The organism is Microvirga sp. RSM25 (assembly GCF_044784385.1).
Taxonomy (GTDB): Bacteria; Pseudomonadota; Alphaproteobacteria; order Rhizobiales; family Beijerinckiaceae; genus Microvirga; species Microvirga tunisiensis.
Genome location: NZ_CP173039.1, coordinates 2,423,392 through 2,444,731, shown reverse-complemented (window position 1 = coordinate 2,444,731; position 21,340 = coordinate 2,423,392). Strand labels below are relative to the sequence as shown.

The 21,340-nt window shown below is 61.1% G+C and carries 23 protein-coding genes and 1 pseudogene; 12 read left to right on the top strand and 12 right to left on the bottom strand.

Going from position 1 to position 21,340, the window contains the following annotated elements:
- Window positions 1-345: 345 nt before the first annotated feature.
- Window positions 346-519, top strand: a complete 174-nt coding sequence (locus tag ACD578_RS11550; RefSeq protein WP_404293173.1) for a hypothetical protein — start codon at window positions 346-348, stop codon at window positions 517-519.
- Window positions 520-806: 287 nt separating this feature from the next.
- Here the strand turns inward: ACD578_RS11550 and ACD578_RS11545 are convergent, their stop codons facing one another.
- The gene (locus ACD578_RS11545) at window positions 807-1,043 is read right to left on the bottom strand and encodes a DUF6894 family protein (RefSeq protein WP_404293171.1); all 237 of its coding nucleotides are present in this window, start codon (window positions 1,041-1,043) and stop codon (window positions 807-809) included.
- Window positions 1,044-1,159: 116 nt separating this feature from the next.
- Here ACD578_RS11545 and ACD578_RS11540 point away from each other — a divergent pair, with 116 nt between their 5' ends.
- From ACD578_RS11540 to ACD578_RS11530, 3 genes are all read left to right on the top strand, one after another.
- A complete protein-coding gene (locus ACD578_RS11540) occupies window positions 1,160-1,312 on the top strand; it encodes a hypothetical protein (RefSeq protein ID WP_153885282.1) in 153 nt (50 codons plus the stop codon).
- Between the two features lie 80 nt (window positions 1,313-1,392).
- Window positions 1,393-1,527, top strand: a complete 135-nt coding sequence (locus tag ACD578_RS11535) for a hypothetical protein (protein WP_404293170.1) — start codon at window positions 1,393-1,395, stop codon at window positions 1,525-1,527.
- A gap of 441 nt (window positions 1,528-1,968) precedes the next feature.
- On the top strand, window positions 1,969-2,679 hold the full coding sequence (locus ACD578_RS11530) for a Crp/Fnr family transcriptional regulator (RefSeq protein WP_404293168.1): 711 nt from the start codon (window positions 1,969-1,971) through the stop codon (window positions 2,677-2,679).
- Between the two features lie 102 nt (window positions 2,680-2,781).
- On the opposite strand, the gene ACD578_RS11525 is transcribed toward ACD578_RS11530, so the two are convergent.
- From ACD578_RS11525 to ACD578_RS11505, 5 genes are all read right to left on the bottom strand, one after another.
- The gene (locus tag ACD578_RS11525) at window positions 2,782-3,333 is read right to left on the bottom strand and encodes a transglutaminase-like cysteine peptidase (RefSeq protein WP_404293809.1); all 552 of its coding nucleotides are present in this window, start codon (window positions 3,331-3,333) and stop codon (window positions 2,782-2,784) included.
- A 309-nt stretch (window positions 3,334-3,642) separates the two neighbouring features.
- Window positions 3,643-4,650 carry a patatin-like phospholipase family protein gene (locus tag ACD578_RS11520; RefSeq protein ID WP_404293166.1) on the bottom strand — a complete coding sequence of 336 codons (1,008 nt, stop codon included), beginning with the start codon at window positions 4,648-4,650 and terminating at the stop codon, window positions 3,643-3,645.
- 262 nt (window positions 4,651-4,912) lie between these two features.
- Window positions 4,913-6,229 (bottom strand): HlyD family type I secretion periplasmic adaptor subunit, encoded by a 1,317-nt coding sequence (locus tag ACD578_RS11515; protein ID WP_404293164.1) that lies wholly within the window; start codon window positions 6,227-6,229, stop codon window positions 4,913-4,915.
- A gap of 168 nt (window positions 6,230-6,397) precedes the next feature.
- On the bottom strand, window positions 6,398-8,311 hold the full coding sequence (locus tag ACD578_RS11510; RefSeq protein WP_404293806.1) for a type I secretion system permease/ATPase: 1,914 nt from the start codon (window positions 8,309-8,311) through the stop codon (window positions 6,398-6,400).
- 352 nt (window positions 8,312-8,663) lie between these two features.
- Complete coding sequence (locus ACD578_RS11505) at window positions 8,664-9,212, bottom strand: hypothetical protein (RefSeq protein ID WP_404293162.1); 549 nt, start codon at window positions 9,210-9,212, stop codon at window positions 8,664-8,666.
- Between the two features lie 35 nt (window positions 9,213-9,247).
- On the opposite strand from ACD578_RS11505, the gene ACD578_RS11500 reads away from it, so the two are divergent.
- Window positions 9,248-10,144 (top strand): Crp/Fnr family transcriptional regulator, encoded by an 897-nt coding sequence (locus ACD578_RS11500; protein WP_404293160.1) that lies wholly within the window; start codon window positions 9,248-9,250, stop codon window positions 10,142-10,144.
- A 3-nt stretch (window positions 10,145-10,147) separates the two neighbouring features.
- On the opposite strand, the gene ACD578_RS11495 is transcribed toward ACD578_RS11500, so the two are convergent.
- Window positions 10,148-10,318: a hypothetical protein gene (locus tag ACD578_RS11495; RefSeq protein WP_404293158.1), complete on the bottom strand. Its 171-nt coding sequence runs from the start codon at window positions 10,316-10,318 to the stop codon at window positions 10,148-10,150.
- A gap of 198 nt (window positions 10,319-10,516) precedes the next feature.
- Here ACD578_RS11495 and ACD578_RS11490 point away from each other — a divergent pair, with 198 nt between their 5' ends.
- Window positions 10,517-10,780, top strand: a complete 264-nt coding sequence (locus ACD578_RS11490) for a hypothetical protein (RefSeq protein WP_404293156.1) — start codon at window positions 10,517-10,519, stop codon at window positions 10,778-10,780.
- Window positions 10,781-10,829: 49 nt separating this feature from the next.
- Entirely contained in the window at window positions 10,830-11,189 is a 360-nt protein-coding gene (locus tag ACD578_RS11485) for a hypothetical protein (protein ID WP_404293154.1), read from the top strand.
- Here the strand turns inward: ACD578_RS11485 and ACD578_RS11480 are convergent.
- The 3 genes and pseudogenes from ACD578_RS11480 to ACD578_RS11470 all read right to left on the bottom strand — a co-directional run.
- Complete coding sequence (locus ACD578_RS11480; protein ID WP_404293152.1) at window positions 11,182-12,546, bottom strand: serine/threonine-protein kinase; 1,365 nt, start codon at window positions 12,544-12,546, stop codon at window positions 11,182-11,184. The two genes, ACD578_RS11485 and ACD578_RS11480, sit on opposite strands and share 8 nt — an antisense overlap.
- Before the next feature lie 116 nt (window positions 12,547-12,662).
- The gene (locus ACD578_RS11475) at window positions 12,663-13,025 is read right to left on the bottom strand and encodes a HAMP domain-containing protein (RefSeq protein ID WP_404293150.1); all 363 of its coding nucleotides are present in this window, start codon (window positions 13,023-13,025) and stop codon (window positions 12,663-12,665) included.
- A gap of 71 nt (window positions 13,026-13,096) precedes the next feature.
- Window positions 13,097-13,432, bottom strand: a pseudogene (locus tag ACD578_RS11470) (DUF3365 domain-containing protein); the annotation flags it as partial.
- A 183-nt stretch (window positions 13,433-13,615) separates the two neighbouring features.
- Between ACD578_RS11470 and ACD578_RS11465 the strand changes: the two are divergent.
- The 3 genes from ACD578_RS11465 to ACD578_RS11455 all read left to right on the top strand — a co-directional run bounded on the left by ACD578_RS11465 (window position 13,616) and on the right by ACD578_RS11455 (window position 15,816).
- Entirely contained in the window at window positions 13,616-14,296 is a 681-nt protein-coding gene (locus ACD578_RS11465; RefSeq protein ID WP_404293149.1) for a caspase family protein, read from the top strand.
- 74 nt (window positions 14,297-14,370) lie between these two features.
- Window positions 14,371-14,952, top strand: coding sequence for a peptidoglycan-binding protein (locus ACD578_RS11460; protein WP_404293147.1), 582 nt, complete (start codon window positions 14,371-14,373; stop codon window positions 14,950-14,952).
- A 207-nt stretch (window positions 14,953-15,159) separates the two neighbouring features.
- The gene (locus tag ACD578_RS11455; RefSeq protein WP_404293145.1) at window positions 15,160-15,816 is read left to right on the top strand and encodes a protocatechuate 3,4-dioxygenase; all 657 of its coding nucleotides are present in this window, start codon (window positions 15,160-15,162) and stop codon (window positions 15,814-15,816) included.
- A gap of 12 nt (window positions 15,817-15,828) precedes the next feature.
- Here ACD578_RS11455 and ACD578_RS11450 read toward each other — a convergent pair whose 3' ends face one another.
- The gene (locus ACD578_RS11450) at window positions 15,829-16,302 is read right to left on the bottom strand and encodes a hypothetical protein (protein WP_404293143.1); all 474 of its coding nucleotides are present in this window, start codon (window positions 16,300-16,302) and stop codon (window positions 15,829-15,831) included.
- A gap of 138 nt (window positions 16,303-16,440) precedes the next feature.
- Here ACD578_RS11450 and corA point away from each other — a divergent pair, with 138 nt between their 5' ends.
- Window positions 16,441-17,454, top strand: coding sequence for a magnesium/cobalt transporter CorA (corA, locus tag ACD578_RS11445; protein WP_404293141.1), 1,014 nt, complete (start codon window positions 16,441-16,443; stop codon window positions 17,452-17,454).
- 731 nt (window positions 17,455-18,185) lie between these two features.
- A complete protein-coding gene (locus tag ACD578_RS11440; RefSeq protein WP_404293139.1) occupies window positions 18,186-20,480 on the top strand; it encodes a putative bifunctional diguanylate cyclase/phosphodiesterase in 2,295 nt (764 codons plus the stop codon).
- Between the two features lie 256 nt (window positions 20,481-20,736).
- On the opposite strand, the gene ACD578_RS11435 is transcribed toward ACD578_RS11440, so the two are convergent.
- Entirely contained in the window at window positions 20,737-21,198 is a 462-nt protein-coding gene (locus tag ACD578_RS11435; RefSeq protein ID WP_404293137.1) for a DUF1801 domain-containing protein, read from the bottom strand.
- Window positions 21,199-21,340: the final 142 nt, after the last annotated feature.

Genomic DNA, 21,340 nt, shown 5'->3' with positions numbered 1-21,340 from the left:
CGAAGGCGCAGCGCTCTGGAAAATGCCAAAAGAAAAGCGCCCGAAACGAGATCTGGGCGCTGAGTTGACAGGGAGGAACCCTCTTAAATTAACCCAATCACCTTCAATTGGCTGTGCGCTACATCACACCGGGACTTATGTGACGGTCGTCACGGAACGACGGAGCTCTCCGAGCCATGATGGACTCCATTGAAGGAGTCCGACATGACGCTCAACATTCTCGATCCCCGGACCGGTCAGCAAGTGACCATTACCGTTCCCGACAAGCCGACAGGCTTCGTCAGGACGTGATTGACGCAAACGTATCGGGGGCTGTGGTCCAGGCGCGTCCTGCGGGAAAAGAGTATGAATCTCAATCAGCACTACCAGGAGAAGGCCGCCGGGGCGGATCGTCTGGCGGACGATCCGTACCAGAAGGCGGACATGCGCGTGGAACTCCGTTCAATGGCGCGCAGATGGCGTCATTTGGCCGAACAGTCCGACTGGCTCGCCCGCCGGCGTCGATATCCGAAGCTGTGACGTCCTTGGCGCGAGAGTTCCTTCAGCAAGATAGCGCTTTATTTCCGCGCAATGAAATCGTTGCCTGGGAGTGCAGCGCCGACATAGGGAATGGTCGATCTTGCCTGAATTCCGGTATCAGCAGCGATCCGGGACGGCGTGAGGGCTTGGAAGGTTTCGACTGTTGTAATGGCTATGACCAGAAGCGCCCAAAGGGCGAATTTTCAGTCGCAGGCTACGGAGAGGCAGGATGACGAACCTCGGCCTTAAGAGGGGCTGAACTCGCCCTGCATCCTGCGAGCCCCTCCTTAGTGGATGGTCGGCATGACGGCGGAAAATGGGATCAGCAGGATTTCGTCATCGTCCTCGTCACTGACATAGACGTGCCAATCCGAGAAGTCGTGCGTGCCGTAGGCTCTCTCGACGAGTGCTCGCGCCAAGGTAAGTGCCCAATCGCGAGCCTCTATCAGGTCGAGAACCTCTGTTCCGTTACGATCAATCAGGATCTCGCCAGGACCTGCGCAGTGAAAGTACAGATAGAACATTTGAGCCTCCATCTCGATAGCTCCACTCTTGCACGGGTCGCTCCCGGCTTCTGTGCTCACGATCACGGTTCTCAGCAGAGTCCGGTGGCATGGTCAGCCTCACATGGAGCCCGATCATGTCCCGTCGCATCCTATGCCTCCTCGCTCTCCTCTTCGTGGCCGACGCCATTGCCGTGAACGGCCGTGCGCCGAGACCCGTCGTATTGTCCGGCAAAGAGATGCTCGATGTGACCCGGCTCACGCGTCTGCAGGTTTCGCTCGCCGTGTAAGCCAATCTCACCTCTGTGACCATCGTCACAGAACCACGGTCCGGTTTCAGAGATCATAGGAGCGAATTCAGGAGGTTATCATGGTTCTCATCGTCCTGGACCGATCGACCGATCAGCCGGTGATCGTCTCCGTCCCGATCCGGCCTGCCGTTCGGAAGGCAGAGCCCGCAACTGTCATCCATCCCCGCCAGTTCGCCAGCAGGAGGCCGCAATGAAGCGTTCGAAACTCTCCGCCATGCGGCGCGCGCGGCGCTGGATCTTGCAGGAATTGACCGGAGCTAAGCAGTAGCCAAAATGGTGGATGAGCCAGACGTGCGTAGGATTCGACCCGTCCAGCTTCTCCGCAGGCTTGGCCTTGCCGGGGACCGGCACGCGAAGCACTCGCCTGCCGGATCAGAGGTATTTCGCATTCGCTTCAACATATGCCGCGTCTGCTCAGGCACTCCGCTCGCCGGTCGAACGGCGCAGGAATAGGCCTCCATTCCTGGGCTCCGCCGGGAGCGCGGATCCTACACATAGCTTTCACTCCGTGGTCGGCCTTTGAGACAGAACCCTGTCCTGTCAGGTTGAGAGAATCCCTAATTCATATATAATTGCTTGGCTTTCGGCTTGGGTTGCGAGTTCCATTCGCGAGACCATTCTGGGGAGGCACAGCAGTGCGTCTCGGTGGAGAACAGATCCAAAGGGATTTGCCGTTTTTCTCGGCTCTCTCCGTGAGTTCCTTTTTCTCCGCGCTCGGTCCCGACGCGATCGCACAGATCGCGGCCTTATGTACATCCCGAAAGATGCTCGATGGAGAAACGTTGTTTCTCAAGGGCGACCCTGGGGATGCTCTCTACGGGGTAAGGCGGGGGCAGATCGTCATCACGACGACGACCGATACAGGCCGGCAGTTCACGCTCAATATCCTTGGGCCTGGCGACATCTTCGGCGAGATCGCCCTTTTGGATGGGCAGCCCAGGAGTGCCGATGCGGTTGCCTCTGGCAAAGTCGAATTATTCATGATCCGGCGTAGTGATTTTCAGGATCTTCTCAAGCGGCAGCCGGAGATCACGACCAGGATCATCGAGTTGCTTTGCGAGCGCCTCCGCTTCTCGAGCGAACGGTTGGAAGAGGCATCGCTCCTGTCCCTCAAATCCAGGCTGGCGCGACGCCTGTTGAAGCTTGCCGAGGATTTCGGGGAGGAGATCGACATCACGCAGGAAGAGCTCAGCATTCTTGTCGGAGCCGGACGGGAAACGGTCAATCGGCAGCTACAGAAATGGCGAAAAAGCGGAGTCGTGGCGCTTGGGCGGGCCCGCGTGAAGATCATTGACACACGGCGCCTGCAGGAGGAAGCTGCCGAGCGCGACCGGGAGTCGGAATGAGGCGCCCTTGAATTCCGTCTGGCAACATGAGGGCGAGTGGTGATGTACCATGCCGCCGATCAGGCTCGGACGTGCGGACAACCGATGCAATAGGCCCAACGGTCATCTATCGTAAGAGGACGTGAGTGATGTGCCGGCCGGATCGAGAGTAAGATAAACCCAACCCGTCGTCTCGGCACTTTCCCGCTTGATATATCTGTAGTTCGTCCTGAACCACTCCAGCACCTCATCCGACTTGTTGTCCAGGATGAGATCCCCGCGATCCGTGCGTACGGTCAGAACCGCATGGCCTTCGCCGTTCTCGTCGATGACGACCGTCATCCGCAGCGCCCGGCGCGGCAGGCCTGCGTCGATCAGCATTCTGCGCTTAAGGAGCTGGTAGTCCTCGCAGTCGCCTAATCCGTCGGTCGGATAGCTCCACAGATCGATGACGCCCCAATGGCTATGATCGGTCACAGGTATCAACGCACGGTTCACGGAGAGATTCACGGAGGAGAGGAGGGCGGCAAGATCCGCCGTCATCGGGAGTGTTTCCGGCTGCCGGAGATCGACGCTGCATTCTTCCGGGTTTCGATTGCAGAACTCTACCCAGCCTGGGAGGGGCGGAGCTTCGTCATCTCGAAAGAGATGTGGACCGGCATTCACGGAACTCATCGCCGACAAGAGCAAGGCCAGAACGATCCAAATCCGTCTTCCCATTTCGACCTCCCGCGGGAGATGGTGGCGGTCAGACCGAATGGGAGAATTCCCCTCGGCCTGAACCGCTCATGGGATCAGACTGACTTTTTTCGTACGTTTGTTCTGTGCCCGTGGTCACAAACTTCAGCTTGAGCTGGATCGATGGCCTGGTGCGTATGCCAGCGCGCCACGTGAAGAGCGGTCCGCGGTTACGTGAATCTGAGGATCGTCACGGCGGTCAGGACAGACGACGGCCAAGACATGTCGTGAAACTCTCTCTCACGCCTACAGATATTTGTCCCGGATATCGATGGATGACTTGATCCCGACTTTCGAGAAATCGTCCCGCAGCCAGGCATCTGCCTTCTTGCGGCCGATCGTGTACAGATCTGTGAGAAAATCCCAATCAGCGTTCAGTTTCGAGGCCGCTCCAAGGCGCTGCATGACTTCGTCGGCTTCGACGGCATGCAGGCGCACCTGCCTGATATCGGGTGTCAGGATGCGTCCCTCGTCGACAAGTCCGTTCAGGAATTCGACCGCACGCACCTCCCTCATCAAGGACGAGTTGAAGCTGATCTCGTTGATCCGGTTGAGGATCTCGGCAGCCGTCGTCGGAACGGTGGGCCTGCTGATGGGATTGATGTGAATCACGACGATGTCGGAGGCCTCGCAGTGGTAGATCAGTGGGAAGAGAGCTGGGTTTCCCATGTAGCCTCCATCCCAATAATACTCCTCGTCGATTTTGACGGCCTGAAAGATGAACGGCAGGCAAGTCGATGCAAGCACGACCTCGGCGCTCATCTCGTGGTTCTCGAAAACCCGGATCTTACCGGAGCGAACATTCGTGGCCGAGAGAAACAGTTTGACCTGAGGACTGCGTCGCAAAAGCTCGAAATCGACGACTCGTTCAAGCACGTCGAGAAGCGGATTATAGTTGAACGGATTGAGTTCGTACGGCGAGACCACTTGCGTCAGCATGTGAAACAGAAGAAAGACCGGCGATGACTCCAGACTGCGATTTCCCGTTAGGCGATCAAGGAAGGAGGGTTGAATGGGACTCAAGAGAGCGGCACGCGAGATCTGTTGCCAAAACTCCCTCAGGGCCTGGCGGGCTCCCCCGCGTCCTCCCTTGATCAACCCGTAAGCGCAGACGACGGCATTGACCGCTCCTGCGCTCGTGGCGCTGATTCCATCGAAGGCAATGGCGTCCTCTTCCAGCAGGCGGTCGAGCACGCCCCACGCAAAGGCTCCGTGTGCTCCACCGCCCTGGAGTGCCAGATTGACGGATTTCACCTCCTGCCTCCGCGCAGAACGTCTCCTGCGTGAAAAGCTGCTCTCAGCCCTGTTCATGGTCGCCCCTTGGCGTAGGCATCGTCCAGGTCCTGGTCGGGGAGATCTTATATGGCTTCCGTCCTCGATGACGAGGGTGCGAACTGGGTAGGAAACTCTGCCCGTGTCCGGCCAGGGAAGCTGCCCAGGTCACGATCCGTAGGCCCTGGCCGCTCGCGCATGATCCTGCGCGGCCGCCAGGGCGTCAGATGAGAGTGTCCCGTCACTACTCGCGGAAGGTGATGGCAAGCTTGTCGGTGAGCGGCTGCGTCAGATAGGTGATGATGCGCCGAGAGTCGCCCCGGATCAGTACTTCAGCGGGAAGTCCCGGTGTCAGTTCCTTCCCCTCCAGCTTGCGCCGTTCTCCCGGAGCGATTGCGATCGTGACGGTAAAATAGGCCTGTCCGGACTGATTGCTGACAACCTGATCCGGAGAGACATTGGTGACCAATCCTTCGAGCTCCAGCGGCACGGGGAGTTTGAACGAGCTGATATGGATGGTCGCCGGCTGGTCGAGATGCACCTGATTCACCTCGTCGGGCCGGATTTTTGCATTCACGATCAGCGGTTCCGCGCTCGGGATGATCGACATCAGCTTCTGACCGGGGGCGACAATGCCGCCGACCGTATGAACCATGAGCTCGTGGACCAGTCCCGTCCTTGGTGCACGGATGTCGAGCCGCTGAAGACGGTCCCGGGCGGCCGCGAGTTGCTCTTCGGTCTCGGCGAGACTAGCCGTGACAGTCTGAAGCTGTCTCAGGACCTCCGAGCGCGAATTCTGGGTGAGCTCGGCAATTTTAAACTGAATCTCCGTGAGCTGCGAGCGGGCGCCCGCAATGCGGGCTTCGATGTCGCCCATTTCGCCTTTCAGGCGGCTCACCTCGCGTTCTGTCTGGCGCAGCACAGGGCGTCGGATCAGGCCCTTGCTGTCGAGCATTCGCTGGTCGGCAAGCTCGGCCGTCACCTGGACGAGTTCTTCCTTGAGCGCCTTGTATCTCTCCCCGAACCCGTCAATCTGCCGCTCGACCTGATGCTTGCGCTCCTGGTGCTGAGAGAGCTGGCTCATCCGCGTGAAGCGCCGCTCGTTCATGAAGTTTTCCTCGGCAGCGAAAGCTGCTCTCAATGCGCTTTCCGCCTGCTTGGAGGGAATTGAAATTTCAGGTCGCGTGATCGACGTACGGTCCAGGTTCTCGGCCTCGAGGCGGGCCTTTTGGGCGGTCAGATCGATCAGCTTGCGTTCGAATATGCTCGCATCGGCTGTAACCTTTGCGGCATCGAGCCGGACAACGACTTGCCCTTCCTGCACAAGCTCGCCCCCCTTGACGAGGATCGCTCCGATGACACCGCCCTCCAGATGCTGAACGGCCTGGGCACTGGATTGAACCGCAAAAGTACCCGATGTCACGACCGCACTGTCGACTTTGGCCGCGACCGCCCAGCCGCCGATCCCGAAGAACACGATGAACGAACTCAAGATGAACCAGCGCATCAGCCGCCGCATGGAGGAGGAATTGGCGACGAGGTCAGCTTCGAACTCGGTCATGGCGCACTCCGCTGTGTGGGCTGCCGTCGCCTGCAGGGCGACTGGTGGATCCGTCTTCAGGCTCTCGCGCAGGTCATGAAAGCCCGACGCTCATTCCTGAAACACGTTGGCACGCTGCGCGACCCGATGCTGTGGCCCAGGTCACAGTTCCTAGCTCACATGGCCATTTCATCGTTGCGCCCGGGTTGCATCCAGGCTGGTGACGGTCGCCGTGGCAGGACTGTCCGTCCGGGTCGAAGGTCCCACACCCGGCACCTCGGGTTCGGATTGCGTGGACGGCGTGGGGTGCAGCTCGGAGATAACCCCACCCGTTGCGGCGACCGGCCCGGGCTGTGTGACCGCTGTTCCGCCGCCTGACTGTGGGCCCATCATTTGAGATGGCTTGTGCGGCTGCCCGATGCGAGGGAACAAGGCGGCAAGGACCTGCTCCTTCGGGCCGAACATCTCGGCGCGGCCGCCGCGGACCGACAGGATCTTGTTGGCGGCAAAGATGGCGCTCGGCCGATGAGCCACAATGACGACGATCTTCCCTGCCTGGCGCATCTGGTGAATGGCGTCGTTAAGCGATTGTTCCCCAAGCGGATCGAGGTTGGAATTGGGCTCGTCGAGCACGATGAGGAACGGATTTCCGAACAAGGCGCGGGCGAGACCGATGCGCTGGCGCTGACCGCCGGATAATGTGGCGCCGCCTTCTCCGACAGGCGTGTCATATCCCAGCGGGAAGGCGAGGATCATGTCGTGCACGCCCGCCAATCGCGCGGCTTCGATCACCTGTTCGGTGGTTGCATCCTTGCGAAAGCGTGCGATGTTCTCGGCGATCGTGCCATCGAACAGCTCGATGCTCTGGGGAAGGTGGCCGATCGCATCGGCGAGAGCGTCCGGCGAGTACTGGCCGATCAAGGCATTGTCGAAGCGAACCTCGCCACGGGCCGTGGGCCAGGCGCCGACCAGGGCGCGGACGAGGGTGGACTTGCCGCAGCCGCTCGGGCCGATGATCCCAAGGGCGTCGCCTGCCTCGATTTCGAACGATACGCCGGCGACGGTCGCGACTGCCCCACCCGGAGGAACGATTGCGACGTCCCGCACTGACAGCGCGTGGTGCGGACGCGGCATGCCATGCTGCTGCTGAACTGCCTTCGGAAGCTTGGAGGTGAGGAGCCGCAGCCGCCGGAGGGCCTGCAAGGCGGCCGATGTGTTGCGCCAGTTCCCGATGACCTGATCGATGGGCGTGAGCGCGCGGGCCAGGATAACCGAGCTCGCGATCATGGCACCCGGCGACATCTGCGCCTCGATGACGAGATAGGCGCCGAGTGCGAGCATAGCCGATTGCAGGACGTGACGAACCGTTTTGGAAATGGCGCCAAAGACGCTGGCGTGGTCTGCGAGACTGCGTGCATGGGAGATCGAGTTCACGTAGCTGCTGCCCCAACGCTTGCACAGGTCGTCTCCCATGCTCATGGCCGCGGCCGCCTCGGAGTTGCGCCTTGCATCAAGCAGCAGGGTCATGGTTGCCGAATGCACCTGAGTTGCGGACTTGATCGTCCCTTTGGTGACGTATTCGTTGATCAAGCTGAGGATGACGAGAAACGAAGCGCCGGCAGCGGCAGCGAAAAAAAGGATCGGATTGACCAGAAGCAGGATCGTGAAATAGATCGGCATCCATGGGAGATCGAGGAGAGCGGCCGGGCCAGGACCCATGAGATAATTGCGAATCGACGCCAAGTCCTGAAGCGGATCATGATTGCGGGCATGCGGTCCGAAATGGAGCGGCAGCTTCAGCGTTGCCTCGAACAGGGTTGGAGCCAGCCGGTGGTCGAAGGTGATGCCCACACGGGCCATGAGCCTGCCACGCAGCCCCTCCAAAAGACCATAGAAGGCATAAAGCAGCAGAGCGAGCAGAGAGAGGGCCACCAGTGTCGGGAGGCTCTTGCTCGACAGCACCTTGTTGTAGACCAGCATCATGAAGATGGGGCCGGTCAGCATCAGGACGTTCCCGAGGCAACTGATGGCGCTGATGCCGATTAAGGGCTTCCTAAGCGTGCGAAGAGCGTTACGGAGTTGGACTTCGGCGCTGTTCCTCATTCCTTGCTTCATCGCGAGCGTCCTTGTTACGAGCCATCCGGGCGAGCTGAAACCGTGCAAGCTAGGTCAGGCCAATTGGCGTCTGTGGTGCGATCATGGGCGAACTCCGCGCCAAACGCTGTGACATGCTTCACAATCTTTCAGTTTGGGGCTTGGTCCCCGCGGATTGTTCAATCGGCCGGGCCGGCGGAGCGGGAACGGCGAGGCCAGAGAGGAAGAGCGCCACCGGCGCTCAGCCGATGATGCCCTGGGAGAGGATTGCCGGTATGCGGAGAACTCGTAATAAAGAAGGAGAGCCCCAAGAACGGGACCCATCAGTGCACGCAGGAGGATTACCGCGTTTTCACATCGCTCAAGCGAAGTCCGGAAGGTTCATGAATCCGGTCGATTGTTCGACCGATGCTGACTGGAAACCGTTCGCATTGACATCGCCGCCGATATCGATGGAACCGCCGTCGGACGCGTTCAGGAAGACAAGGGTGTTCTGAATCTGCGTGGTCTGGATCAGGGTATTGAATTCCACATCGAGGTCGTCGATCGCGAAGACGATGATCGGCGGAAAGCCCCCGGCAGGGCCAAGCGTGTCGGACAGATGACTTAAAAGCACCGCCTCGAACCCGCCGGCATCGTCCCAGGCGGCATCCCAGCCAAGATTCCCGCCGTCATGCGGCTGCACCGAGCCGTCAAGAGAATCGTCCTGATCTCGCCCGCGATCGCCGTAATCGTTCCTGAGGTGGTGCTCTGGCGGATCGTCCCGGTTTTCATGGATGTCGCTTCGGCCCCCGCGGGAGCGCACATGAGGTTCATCATCCTGATAGGAGGCGTGGTGGGGGGCGCCGGGATGCCGCTCCGAATTTTCATCCCGTCCATTCCAGCTCTTGTGCCAAGTGCGATCGGACATCGGGCTCTCCTCGATTGCGGCCCGATCGGTCGATCATGCTGATTGCCCAGCGAAATCGGGCACGGAGCGCCAGATGTACCACCCGTGCCCAGCAGCAGACAGTGATCTACGTCACACATGGCCTTGCTCTACGGTTTGTCTTTGCACGTAGTCCGGTGGACGTTATGCTCGGTGGCCTTGTGCTCCACCCCTGTGGGAAATCGACCATGGCAGAGATTCAAGCGTCACATGCGGCGACCGGCGCAGACAAGGCGGTCAAGCTCGAAGCGCTCGATATCTTCAAGGCCATTGATCCATCGACTGTCGAACAGATTGCCCGCAGAGCTCAGCTTCGAACGCTGGAGAAGGGCGAGCTGCTGTTCAATGTCGGAGATGCCTCCGATGCGCTTTATGTCATTGCCGATGGGCGAGTTCGGATCTGGACGGTCTCGGCAGCAGGTGCCGAAGTCACGCTTAACGTCCTGACCAATGGAGCCGTTTTCGGCGAAATCGGCATGCTTGACAGTGGCGTGCGGACTGCGGGTGCTTCCGCCATGCTGCGGACGCGCCTGATGAGCATCGCTCGGCGAACGTTCTACGAAGCGCTGGATCGTGATCCGCAACTGGTGCGCAACGTAATCGACCTGCTGTGCATGCGCCTCAGATGGACCAGCGCCCGGATGGAGGATGCCACCCTGCGCCAGGCGCCCCAGCGCCTCGCGCGCATTCTCGGCCATCTTGCCCGGGATCATGGCAAGGCCACGCCTAAGGGGATCGAAGTCGTTCTCAAGCTGACCCAAAGCGAGATGGCCCAATGGACTGCGATGTCACGCGAGGGCTTGAACAAGGTTCTGAACCGGTGGGCCGAAGAGCGCCTCCTGACTCAGAACCGAGGCGGGCTGATCGTTCACGACCTCGAGCGGATCGACGAAATTGCAGAATTCGGCGAGTAGAGGTCAGCGGCGCCGTCGCGCCACAACCTGTTGAGCGCGACTGAGAAACTGCAGGCGCTCGTCCTTTGCCGGAATCTCGCGGGCAAGATCCTCAACAAGCTTAGCAAGATCCGTCAGTGTCGCGGCATGCCGCTTGACGAGCAATCCGGCGACAGGCCCGAGATAGGTCGTCAAGGTCTGAGCAAGCTCCGCAAGACAGGCCTGAAAGGCAGCGGAGTCCACAGGGGCCGAGCGGGCAGGGGGCTCTCCGGGACAGCTTCACGACCAGGTAGCGAAGCCGGATCCGCGGAGCGGACTGGGACGACGAGAGGTGCGGCCTTCGGCAATGATATGGTCTGCGGCTCCGGGCAGGCAGGGGAAGGCGATGGGAGGATGACCCTCTCTTCCTTCCTTGCCGGAGCCACCGACAGCACCGTCCGGTCGAGCGGCTCGATCAGGCTCAAGGTCGCATTCATATCGGACGACGCGGGGGGCATCGCCACGCTGAACGTCGTGATCCGCCGCGGACTGTGCTTGAGGTCGAACACACCGCGCTCACCGAATGTCGCCGAGATGCGCGGCGCCACGGCCTCCATGACGGCTGCCGATACGAGAATCCCCCAGGTTCCGCGAGACTTTCCAGACGCGCTGCTATGACGAGCGTTTCGCCGAAAGGAAGATCCTCTTGGAACAGAACATCGCCGAGATGGATGCCGATCCGCAGGCGAACCGCGTCGAGTTTCGTCATGGCCGCAAGGCGCGCCTGCGTCTCAAGTGCGCAACGAACGGCATCGACTGCACTCTCGAAGAGCGCGAAGAGGCCATCTCCCGGCATCCCGAAAAGCCATCCGCCGTGGGCCGCAAGCTCCTCTCGGGCAATGCGCCGGGTTGCCCACAAGGCATCGAGGGTGTTGGTCTCGTCCACAGAAACCAAGCCGCCAAAATTTGCCATGTCGGCCGCGAAGACCGCTCGGAGGCGTCGGATTCGTTTGCCGGCAGGCTGCGGTGCATCGGGTGCCAGATTGTCCATCACTCTTTCATCGATGACCTACATGTCACTATTTGATCTCGCTGAGTTTACCACGAATCTTGAGAAAGCTCGCGCGGTCCCGTTCGCTAGGAATGAAGTCTGAAAGACGGCGGTAGAAATCATCCCGGCCGACCGATTTTTCCGCTTGGCGGGCGACAAGCGTCGGAGCAACCGGACCGATGAGAGGCAGCAGAACCTCGGTCACCGCTCGAATTTCCGTCTGTGAGATGACGGCTTCCATCTGGGCTATCTTGAAGCCCTTGTCGTCACGCAGCACCTGCTGGGCCGTTTTCCGGAAGGTTGCCGCTTCGGCCTCGGTTTTGATTTGCTGCACGAGCAGATCGAGGAACGTATCGACATCCATGGTCTCGTGGGAGGCCTGTTTCACCAAAAGGTGCCCAATCGGACCAAGCGAGTGCGCGAGAGATCGCCCAAGCGCATCGATCGTGCCGGGAGTGAGCACTTCGGCCATCGTTTGATTGAGATGTTCCTTTGCCGGTGCAGGCTGTTCCTTTCCCGGTGTGTGGGAGAGCTCGGTCAAATCGAGCGGTGGGAGATCGGCGCTGGGGCGCATTTCGATCGATGCATTGAGTGCAACGACGAATTCATCCGCTGTCTGGAAACGATCCTCGGGGTTGCGAGCCAGAGCCCGCTGCACTACCGCGTCGATTTCCGGCCAGAGTTCAGGCCGGTAGGTCATGATCGGTGGCGGTGAATCGTTCATGAGCTTGCGCATCAACTCAGGCAGATCGGCAGCAATGAACGGCTTCGCGCCAGTCAGCATTTGAAAGAGGATGACTCCGGCGGAGAAAAGATCGGCGCGGGCATCGGCTGGACGCCCGAGAAACCGTTCCGGAGCCATGTAGTTTGGCGTGCCGATCGGGATGCCGCCCGGCTTCGTAAGATCGAGGGCCTCGACATGGGCCACACCGAAATCGGAGACTTTGATCGAGGCTGCGGAAGGGCAGAGGATGTTGGCGGGCTTGACGTCGCGGTGGATGACCCCCTTGGAGTGAGCGTAGCCGAGGGCGAATAGCAGCTGAGCCATGATCTCGCCGACCTGCCGAATTGGCAGCAGCGTGCCCCGCCGGATCACATTCTCCAGCGTGCCTGCATTGACATACTCCATGATGATATAAGGCGCGCCATCATGCTCCACGAAGTCAAAGACTGTGACGATGTTCGGGTGCAGGCACCGTGCAGCGGAACGCGCTTCGGTGGCGAAACGGCGAAGAAGCTCGTCGTTCTCGCTCAGGTTCTCCAGAATTTCGGGACGAAGCGTCTTGATCGCCAATGGCCGATCAATCTGTTCATCATAACCTTTGTAGACGACGCCGATTGCACCGCGGCCGACGACATGGTCAAGGCGATACTTGCCAACCCTGGCGGGCATTCCACTTGCTCCGCCTTGGCTACTTCCTGTCCTCAGATCCTTGTCTGCGGCCATCGGAGAAAATTCCCTGACGAGCGGTAATCTGGTTCTGTTGGGCCAGGGATCAATCGTGTTGATCACTTTTCGAGCATCTTCAATGCGCTATCCAAGCTCCTGCGCATCCGGTTGAAAGAGCGTGACAGGGAGGCGATCTCGTCCGAACCTGGAAATTCGAACTCGGCAACGGATGCATCGCCCATGCTGACGGCCTCTGCTGTCTTCGCCATCCGCGTGACAGGGCTGATCACATACCGGTTCAGCAGGATGTTGAGCAGGATCAGTAGAACCAGAAAGATGACGCTCGAGGTGCCAACGAATAGTCCCAGGTTCCGCCAGATCGATCCTTCGGCAATGTCCATGGGCACGGAGATGATCTGCGCTCCGATCGTCTCGTTAAGCTTCCAGCCGAAGCCGTTCTTATTGCCATAGAGCGCGACCATCGAGGGGGAGCCCTGTCTGGAGTCGAATGGCAGGTCAGACAGGACTCGTCTTTGATCACCAGGGGATAGGTTGCCGTGTAGTGGGAGCGATTGTCGATCGTCTGAAAGCTGACATCCTTGGTCAGATCGGAGTTTGCCCGAAGCTTCTCGATGACTTCTCGCTCCCAGTCGCGTGCAAGATCGGCGGGGTTGGTCGGGTTGAGCGCAGCTTCCTTGTAGAAGAATTGCGGGTAAAATCCTCGGAAGTTGCGAAATGCCGTCTGAGCCGAAAAGGATGGAATCGTCTGCGGCAGGAACTGGACGCTCGAGTGCTCGGCGAGTAAAGGCTGAATCTCTTCCGAGGTATAGCGACGTATGGAGAGCGCTTGAGCTCGCAGAACATCGATCTGCGACTGTAGCTGATCCATGGCTTCTTGTCTGGAAATTTGATAAAATGGATAGATCGACAGGCTGAGCCCAAGCAGATAGCAGACGGCGAGAATGATATTGAATTTCAGCCGTAATCCCACGGGAGATCTCCAACGGCTCGTGAGGTGAGTTCGCGTAACAACTACCGAATTTCATGATAGTGCAAGTCGTGGAGCCGTGCCATGCATTTCGGACAAGCAGGTGGGTTTGCGGGCCGTTCCTCTGTGCGCAAAAGCACATTGGCAGAGCTTGGTTGGGCGCACGCGATACTCTTTTTGGGGAGTATCATCTTTGCGTTGTTCTTGCTTCTGATGAGCGTCGCCACTGCTCGGGCTGCCGGGAGGATCGCTTTAGTCCTAGCATCGGAAGATTATCAGAAACTTCCGAGATCCGGCATCGGTGCGAAGCGGGGTGCCGAGATCGCAGAGGCCCTCAAAGCTCGTGGCTTCGAGGTGATCGTAAGCCCCAACCCGAGCAATGCTACAGCCAGAGCCAGTCTGCGCGATTTCGCAGCGAAGGCGGAGGGAGCCGACCTTGCCTTCGTCGTCTTGATCGGGCACGGCGTCGCTTGGGGCGGCCAGACTTTTTTCCTCGCAACCAACACTGAACTCGGACGAGCGACCGACCTTCTATCGCGCGCTCTCTCGATCACCAATATCGCGCAGATCGTCGGGCGAGCGCAGACGGGTGGCGTATTCTTCTTCATGACGTCGCCGACCTTCGAGACTCCCATTGAAGGATTGGATGCCAGGCCTCAGTTCACCAGCGAAGCTCCAAAAACGCCGTCACCATATTCTCCAGCTCGGCTCGCATTCCGGTATCCCGGATCGACGCAGCAGGCGAACAGGCCGCGGACGCGCTGACCAAACTGCTCCAACAACCAAGTCCGTCGCTCAGTGAGGCGGTAAAAGTTGCATCGAACGGCAGCATGGGGGCCGTGTTTGGGCGCGTTGACGAGCTCAGCCTCGCAAAGCCCGCTCCCGCACCTGTCGCGCAGTCGGTCGCCTCGACCACCCCACAAGTCGCCTCCACCGCCCAGAAGCCGGACGAAATCGAGGGAAAGCTGGAAGCGGAGCGCCGAGCGCGTGAGCAGGCCGAAACACGCGCTCGCGATGAGCAGTTGAGAGCCGAGCGGGCACAGGCCGAGGTGCTGAAGGCTCAAGCTGATGCCAAGAAGGCACAGGCCGATGTCGAGAAGGCTCAAGCCGACGCTGAAAAGGCAAAGCAGGAAGCCAAGCGCGTCGAAGCACAGGCCCAGATTGCAGCCGCCCAGGCTGAAGGGTTGAGACATGCGCCGGTAGCGACCCCCATCGAAGACACGCAACTCGGACAAAAGCAGCGCCGTCTGATTCAGCAACGGCTGCGGGAGCTCGGCCTCTACACGGGTCCGCTCGATGCGATCATGGGACCGCTGACTCGGGAAGCGATCATGGGTTACCAGAGAAGTCGCAGCGCGGCAGTCACAGGTTACCTGACGCCCGAGCAGTTCGATGCACTCCTCCCGAACGAACCGCAGTGATCGAACCTTCCGCCTTCGTCGGAGGGCCGGGAGCTGCATCGAATGAATCCGTACCCTGACGATTTGCGGCGTGAGCGAATGGTCATGCCGCCGCCCGCTCATGGATCGGAGGCATTCATCACGTTGCTGCGATTCCGTTTCCGAGGATCTGGCATGAGGGCAGGGCTGGTTTATCCTCAGGATCACTGAACCAAGTCCGAGGTTCCGATGGCCTGTCCGTCCCTTGCGCTTCTCGATCGGCGATCCCTGTTGCTCCATGCGGGCATCGCAGCGGCGGCTGCGGTCGCTCCGAAGATCCTGCTCGCCGCCGAGCTCGTCGCGACGCCGGGGCAGACCGAGGGGCCTTTCTATCCCGTCGAGTTTCCGCCCGACATGGACAACGATCTCGTCCGGGTGACGGGCCAGGCCGCGCGGGCACTGGGGCAGGTGATCCACGTGTCGGGGCGTGTGCTCGATCTGCGCGGCCAGCCAAAGCCCGGAAGCGTCGTCGAGATCTGGCAGTGCGATGCCAATGGCATCTACCGTCATCCTCGTGCGGCCGGACAGGGGCGCATCGATCACGCCTTCCAGGGGTACGGCCGCACGCAGGTCGACGAGCAGGGGCGGTATCGCTTTCGCACCATTCGACCCGTGCCATATCCCGGTCGGACGCCCCACATTCATTTTGCCGTGCATGTGCCGGGGCAGGGACGGCTGGTCACGCAGATGTATATCGAGGGCGAAACTCTGAACGCCCGCGACGGCGTCCTGAACCGTATCCGGGACCCAAACGCGCGCCGCAGCGTCATCGTGCCGTTGCTCGCGGCGCAATCTCCGGAGCCCGGCGCGCTCCATGGGCAGTTCGACATCGTCGTGGCGGCGTGAACGCCGGCATGCCTATTCCGGCACCGGGCGCTCCGCCCTGCGGGATTGAATGCGGATCCGACCGTGGACGACCGCTTCCGTCCTTTCGGCGCCCGTACTGTCGGTCCTGGACCGGGCCATCTCCGAAGATCCGGTGAGGTCGCCCGCTTGCTCCGCGGCAGCGGGGCCCTCCCAACCTTCGGAGCGCCAGGCGGCCTGCTGCTCGTCGAGATCCAGCACGCCTTCTTTGTCCAGAATGCCGACGACCTCGTCGACCGCGGACGCATCGCATTTCACGATCACAACGGTGCCGCCGCGGATCACGCCTTCGGCATAGGCATGGGCATCCGTTCGCGAGACGCCCAGATCCTCCAGGAGAGGCGCGAGATTGTGCGGGGTGGTCCAAATGTCGATGTCGTCGGCCGGAATGCCGGCCTGCTTCAGGTGGCTCGCGGCGGCGGTCGCGTGATGCTCGCTATGGAAGAGGGATGTGACGGTCTTGGTCATCGGATCGATCCCCTGCAGGCGGCGGGCCAATGTACCACGTCGCACCCGGATCCACCACCAGCCCGCATCGGCGCTTGCGGAGCGGCGCGTGCGCGTTACATCATGGCAACGTCCGGAACTGTTATGCGTTGGATCGTCATGGCAAACCCTCTCAAGCTCGTCTCCGTTCAGCCCAAGGGCGTGCCTGGCGTCGTCGCGTCGGCAGTCTATGCGGGCGGGCGGCGCGTGCTGGAGATCCCGATCGAAGAGGCCGGGGAATGGTCGCGCAAGCCCGGGCACGTGGTCTGGATCGGCCTGCACGAGCCTGGGCTCGATCTCCTGAGGACGGTCCAGGCGGAGTTCGGCCTGCATGAGCTCGCCATCGAGGATGCCCTCAAGGCCCATCAGCGACCCAAGATCGAGCAATACGGCGATGCGCTGTTCGTCGTCGCCCGGACGGCCCAGATGGTGGAGGGGCGCATCGCCTTCGGCGAGACGCACCTGTTCGTCGGGCGCGGCTACGTGGTCTCCGTCCGCCATGGCGCCTCGACGACCTATACGCCGGTGCGGGAGCGCTGCGAGGCGGCGCCCAAGGCGCTCTCGGAGGGCGAGGACTTCATCCTCTATGCCATTCTCGACTTCATCGTCGACAACTACATTCCGGTCATCGAGACGATCCAGGAAGAGGTGGAGGAGATCGAGGACAGCATCCTGACCGCGAACCAGCCGCAGAACCAGATCGTCCGGCTCTATCAGCTGCGCCGGGATCTCCTGCGCCTGCGCAATGCCGCGGTGCCGCTGGTGGAGGTGTGCCGGCGTCTCGAGCAGCCGGGGCTGCCAGGAGTGGATGCCGCGATGCAGCCGCTCTTCCGCGACGTCTCCGACCACATCCGCCGGGTGCAGGAGGAGATCGAGTCGCTGCGGGAGGTGCTGGCCTTCGCGTTTGAATCGAGCCTGATGACCGGCCAGTCGCAGCAGAACGAGATCACCCGCAAGCTGGCGGCCTGGGCGGCCATCCTGGCGGTGCCCACCGCAGTGGCCGGCATCTACGGCATGAATTTCGACGTGCTGCCCGAGCTGCATTGGAAATACGGCTACCCGTTCGTGCTGACGATCATCGTGGTGACCTGTACGTGGCTGTATTGGCGTTTCCGCCGGAAGCAGTGGCTCTGAACAAAGCATGGGCCTGCGGGCCCGCAGCTTGCGCTGCGAGCCGTGTAGTGATCGAGGGTGGTGCGACGGGCAGCCCGGCTCGATGTGGATGGTGGAATGGGAAGAGCCGGACGGCGCCTCGCACGCGGGACTGTTAGGCGTTTACACTTGGTCCAGCCCAGGGCTGCCAAGGGCCTCCCGCCAACCGGCGTGCGAGGCCTGCTGCAGGACCGCTCCCCGCCCCACTCTTGCGACGCCTCGCGAGCGCGCCCCCATCGGGCCGGGATGAGCAACGGTCTAGCCCAGATGAAACACAGTGTCAAGAACAAAGTGAGAACATTACACACACCCTCCCGTCATCACCGGGCTCGTCCCGGTGATCCCGATCCACAAAGCACAGCACCTCACCGGATCGGGATGGCCGGGATAGGCCCGGCCATGACGGGGAGCAAGACAAAGGAGCAAGACAAAGGAGAGTGTGACGAAGGCGGGTGCAAGAGAGGACGCGGTGGCTCGCGCTGTGCTCCTTCTTCATCGTCAGCGATTATGGGTTTCCACGCCTGCGGCGCTGCCCTTTGAACCGGCCTCCGCCGCGCGGCCCTGGAATGACGGCGTGGAAGGAGCCATTCCCGGACGAAGCTTTGCTTTTTTGATTCAAGCGGACAGAATTCCTGCCAGAGTTAACGGAATAACGACCACTCCTGGTGAACTCTGGCCGAGATCGTCGCTCAAGAGCCCGAAGCGAAGCCATTTTGCCAGATTACGTGATCATCTCCCTCAGCATCTTGACCGCGGCGATCGGGATCATCGGTGCTGCCTTCCTCTTCGCGCGTGGACACAACGACGATCTCGCCAGAGCCGAGGGTGATCTGGCAAACCTTGCCCTTTCTCTTCAGGAGCGGACCGACGGCGTCTTCCAATCCGTCGAGAACGTCATGCGGGATGTGGTCGGCCGCATCCCGCAAGCCTGCCTCAAGGCGCACGAGTTCGACGGGTTCTCCGCCTCGCAGGCCACGAAGGCCATTCTGGTCGGAGCGTGTCATTCCCTGTCTCAGATCGTCCGCATCGATCTCGTCAATGCCCGGGGGCGGATCGTCGGCTCGTCGACACCCCGCCCGATGTCGGATCCGATCTATCTGAAGGATGCCTCCTACTACCGGGCCCTCGCGACGGATCCGTCACTCACATTGTATCTCGGCGAACCGATGAGGATCCGGGCAACCGGCAAAAAGGTTCTCTCCCTCGCCCGGAAAATCGAAGACACCGACGGAAATTTCCTCGGCATCGTCGTCGCCACGATCGATCTCAGCCATTTCGAGCAAATCTACAAGGATCATCTCAGAACGCACTCCCAGGCGATCACGCTCTATCGGCGCGACGGCATCATCCTGGCGCATTGCCCGATCTCGGAGAGGGCACTCGGGCGCCGTGTGTGGAGGCCCAACACTCCCCTGCAGCGCCTGATTGCCAAGAACATCGCGACGCTCATTCGCGATGTCAGCTGGATCGACCGGAAGGAGCGCGTGGTCGCTCTTCATCCTCTCGCCCATTATCCGGGAGGCATCGCGGTCAGCCGGACCGTCGCGGAACTCATGGCCGGACGGCGCCTTGAAAGCCGCCTGATCGGGTTCGTCGCCTATCTGATGGACATCGGGATCGAGGCCGCCACTCTGCTCGGGTTGAGGCATGTGCGAACCGGTATTCTGCGGGCGGCCAGCGAGAGCTACCTGTCGCGCCACGACGTTTTGACGAAGCTTCCCAACCGACTGCTCTTCGCCGAGGACCTGAAGCGGACATACCTCGCATCCCAGAGATCCGGCACGGACTTTGCCCTGTTCCTTCTCGATCTCAACCGGTTCAAGGACATCAATGACACTTACGGCCACGTGGTGGGCGACGAGATCGTCCAGACGGTGGCACGGCGCCTGCGCGAACGTCTCAGAAAGACCGACTTCATCGCGCGCATTGGCGGCGATGAGTTCGCGATCATTCAACGGCCGATCAGAGGCCGGCAGCAGGTCATAGACCTTGTCACGGCTATTCAGGCCGCCATGAGGGTCCCGTGCACGGCCGGCAACACGGAGATCGATGTCGGCCTGTCCATCGGTGCTGCGATCGCATCCTCCGACGGCAAGACCTCGACCGAGCTCATGAAAGCGGCCGATATCGCCCTCTACGCGGCAAAGTCCGATTCCAGCAGCAGCTATCGGCTCTACGACGCGGACATCAAGGATTCCCGCGCGGAACGTCGCGCGCTCGAGGGCGCCCTGAAGATCGCTCTTGATAACAAGGAGCTCGAACTGTTCTATCAGCCGATCCTCGACCTGGCGACAAATCAGCTGTGGGGCTGCGAGGCCCTGGCGCGTTGGAAGCATCCGACGAAAGGCATGATCTCGCCTCTGCAGTTCATCCCGACCGCCGAAGAGTCGGGCCTCATCGGCCCGATGGGCGACTGGATCCTCGAGGAAGCCTGCTCGACGGCCATGACCTGGCCCCAGCCGTTCAAGGTCGCGATCAATCTCTCTCCGGTGCAGTTCAGGAGCCGGGACGTTCTCGCCAGTGTCAAGGCGGCCTTGGAGATTTCCGGCTTGCCGGCCCAACGCCTGGTGCTGGAGATCACGGAATCCGTCAAGCTCACCGATGAAGCGACCGCGACGCTCAAGCGGCTCAAAGCGCTCGGAGTCTCGATCGCGCTCGATGATTTCGGCACCGGCTATGCGTCGATGAGCTATCTCAGCAGCTTTCCCTTCGACAAGATCAAGATCGATCAGTCGTTCGTGCGCGGCATGCTGGACTCCCCGGACAGCCGCGCGATCATCAAGGCGACGATCGGCCTTGCGAAGGACCTGAAGATGAGCACGACCGCCGAAGGCGTCGAAACGGAAGAGCAGCTCAACGCCCTTCGCCTGGCCGGCGCCTCCCAGGCCCAAGGCTACCTCATCGCCAAGCCGATGCCCCGCGAAGCCATCGCGGCCTTCATCACTAACCTTCAAGGCACGCAGCCGAACAAACGCGACGAACAGGCGCCGGTACGGGCGGTTGCGTAAGGACACTGGTGTGCTCCTCCGACGTCGCGTCCGGCGCTGGACCTGATCCGGGAATCATGCCGGCCATCCTGACGTGGAATGGCTCGGCGTCTCACAGGATCGGGATCACCGGCACAAGGCCGGTGATGACGTGGAGGACGGGTAGGCTCGTGTCGCGAGGCTTGGACCCGTTCACTTTTCCGTTGCGCTGCAGGGCGTGCAGGAACGGGATGCGCTCAAGGGCGGGGTAGGCGCGTTAGGTCGATCCGCGGTGCGCTCAAGCACTGGAACTTGCCGATGCGCGCCTCGGCCGCTTTGCGGCTGAGGATGTGTTCAGTGCCACGGCGGCGCGAATGAGCGCCTTCAGCGCCTCTTCGTCGATTGTGTCGCCCTCACGGATATCGATGGCGCGCCGTGTATTGCCGTCGAGGCTGGAGTTGAACAGGCCTGAAGGGTCCTCCAACGAGGCGCCCTTGGCGAAGGTCATCTTCACGACGCTCTTGTACGTCTCGCCGGTGCAGATGATTCCCGCATGCGACCACACCGGAACGCCTCTCCACTTCCACTCCTCGACCACGTCGGGGTCGGCCTGCTGGATGAGAGCGCGGATCCGGGCGAGCGTCTCGCCCCGCCAGTCAGCCAACTCCTGGATTCTCCCATCGATCAGCCGAGAGGGAGAGTCTTCTCCTTCCACCGAGCCGCTCTTGCTCTTCTGCATGGCTGCTGTCGCCTTCGTCATGGTTGTTGTCGCTCCCCGTCATTCGCGTATCGCCGGTCCGCGCGTGCTGCCGTCGCGCCCTGGTGCGATGACGCCACGCTGCTTTTTAAACAGGGACTGGGGGAAGCGCCAGTGAGCGCTCTTCTGAACATCCCGCCCGCCA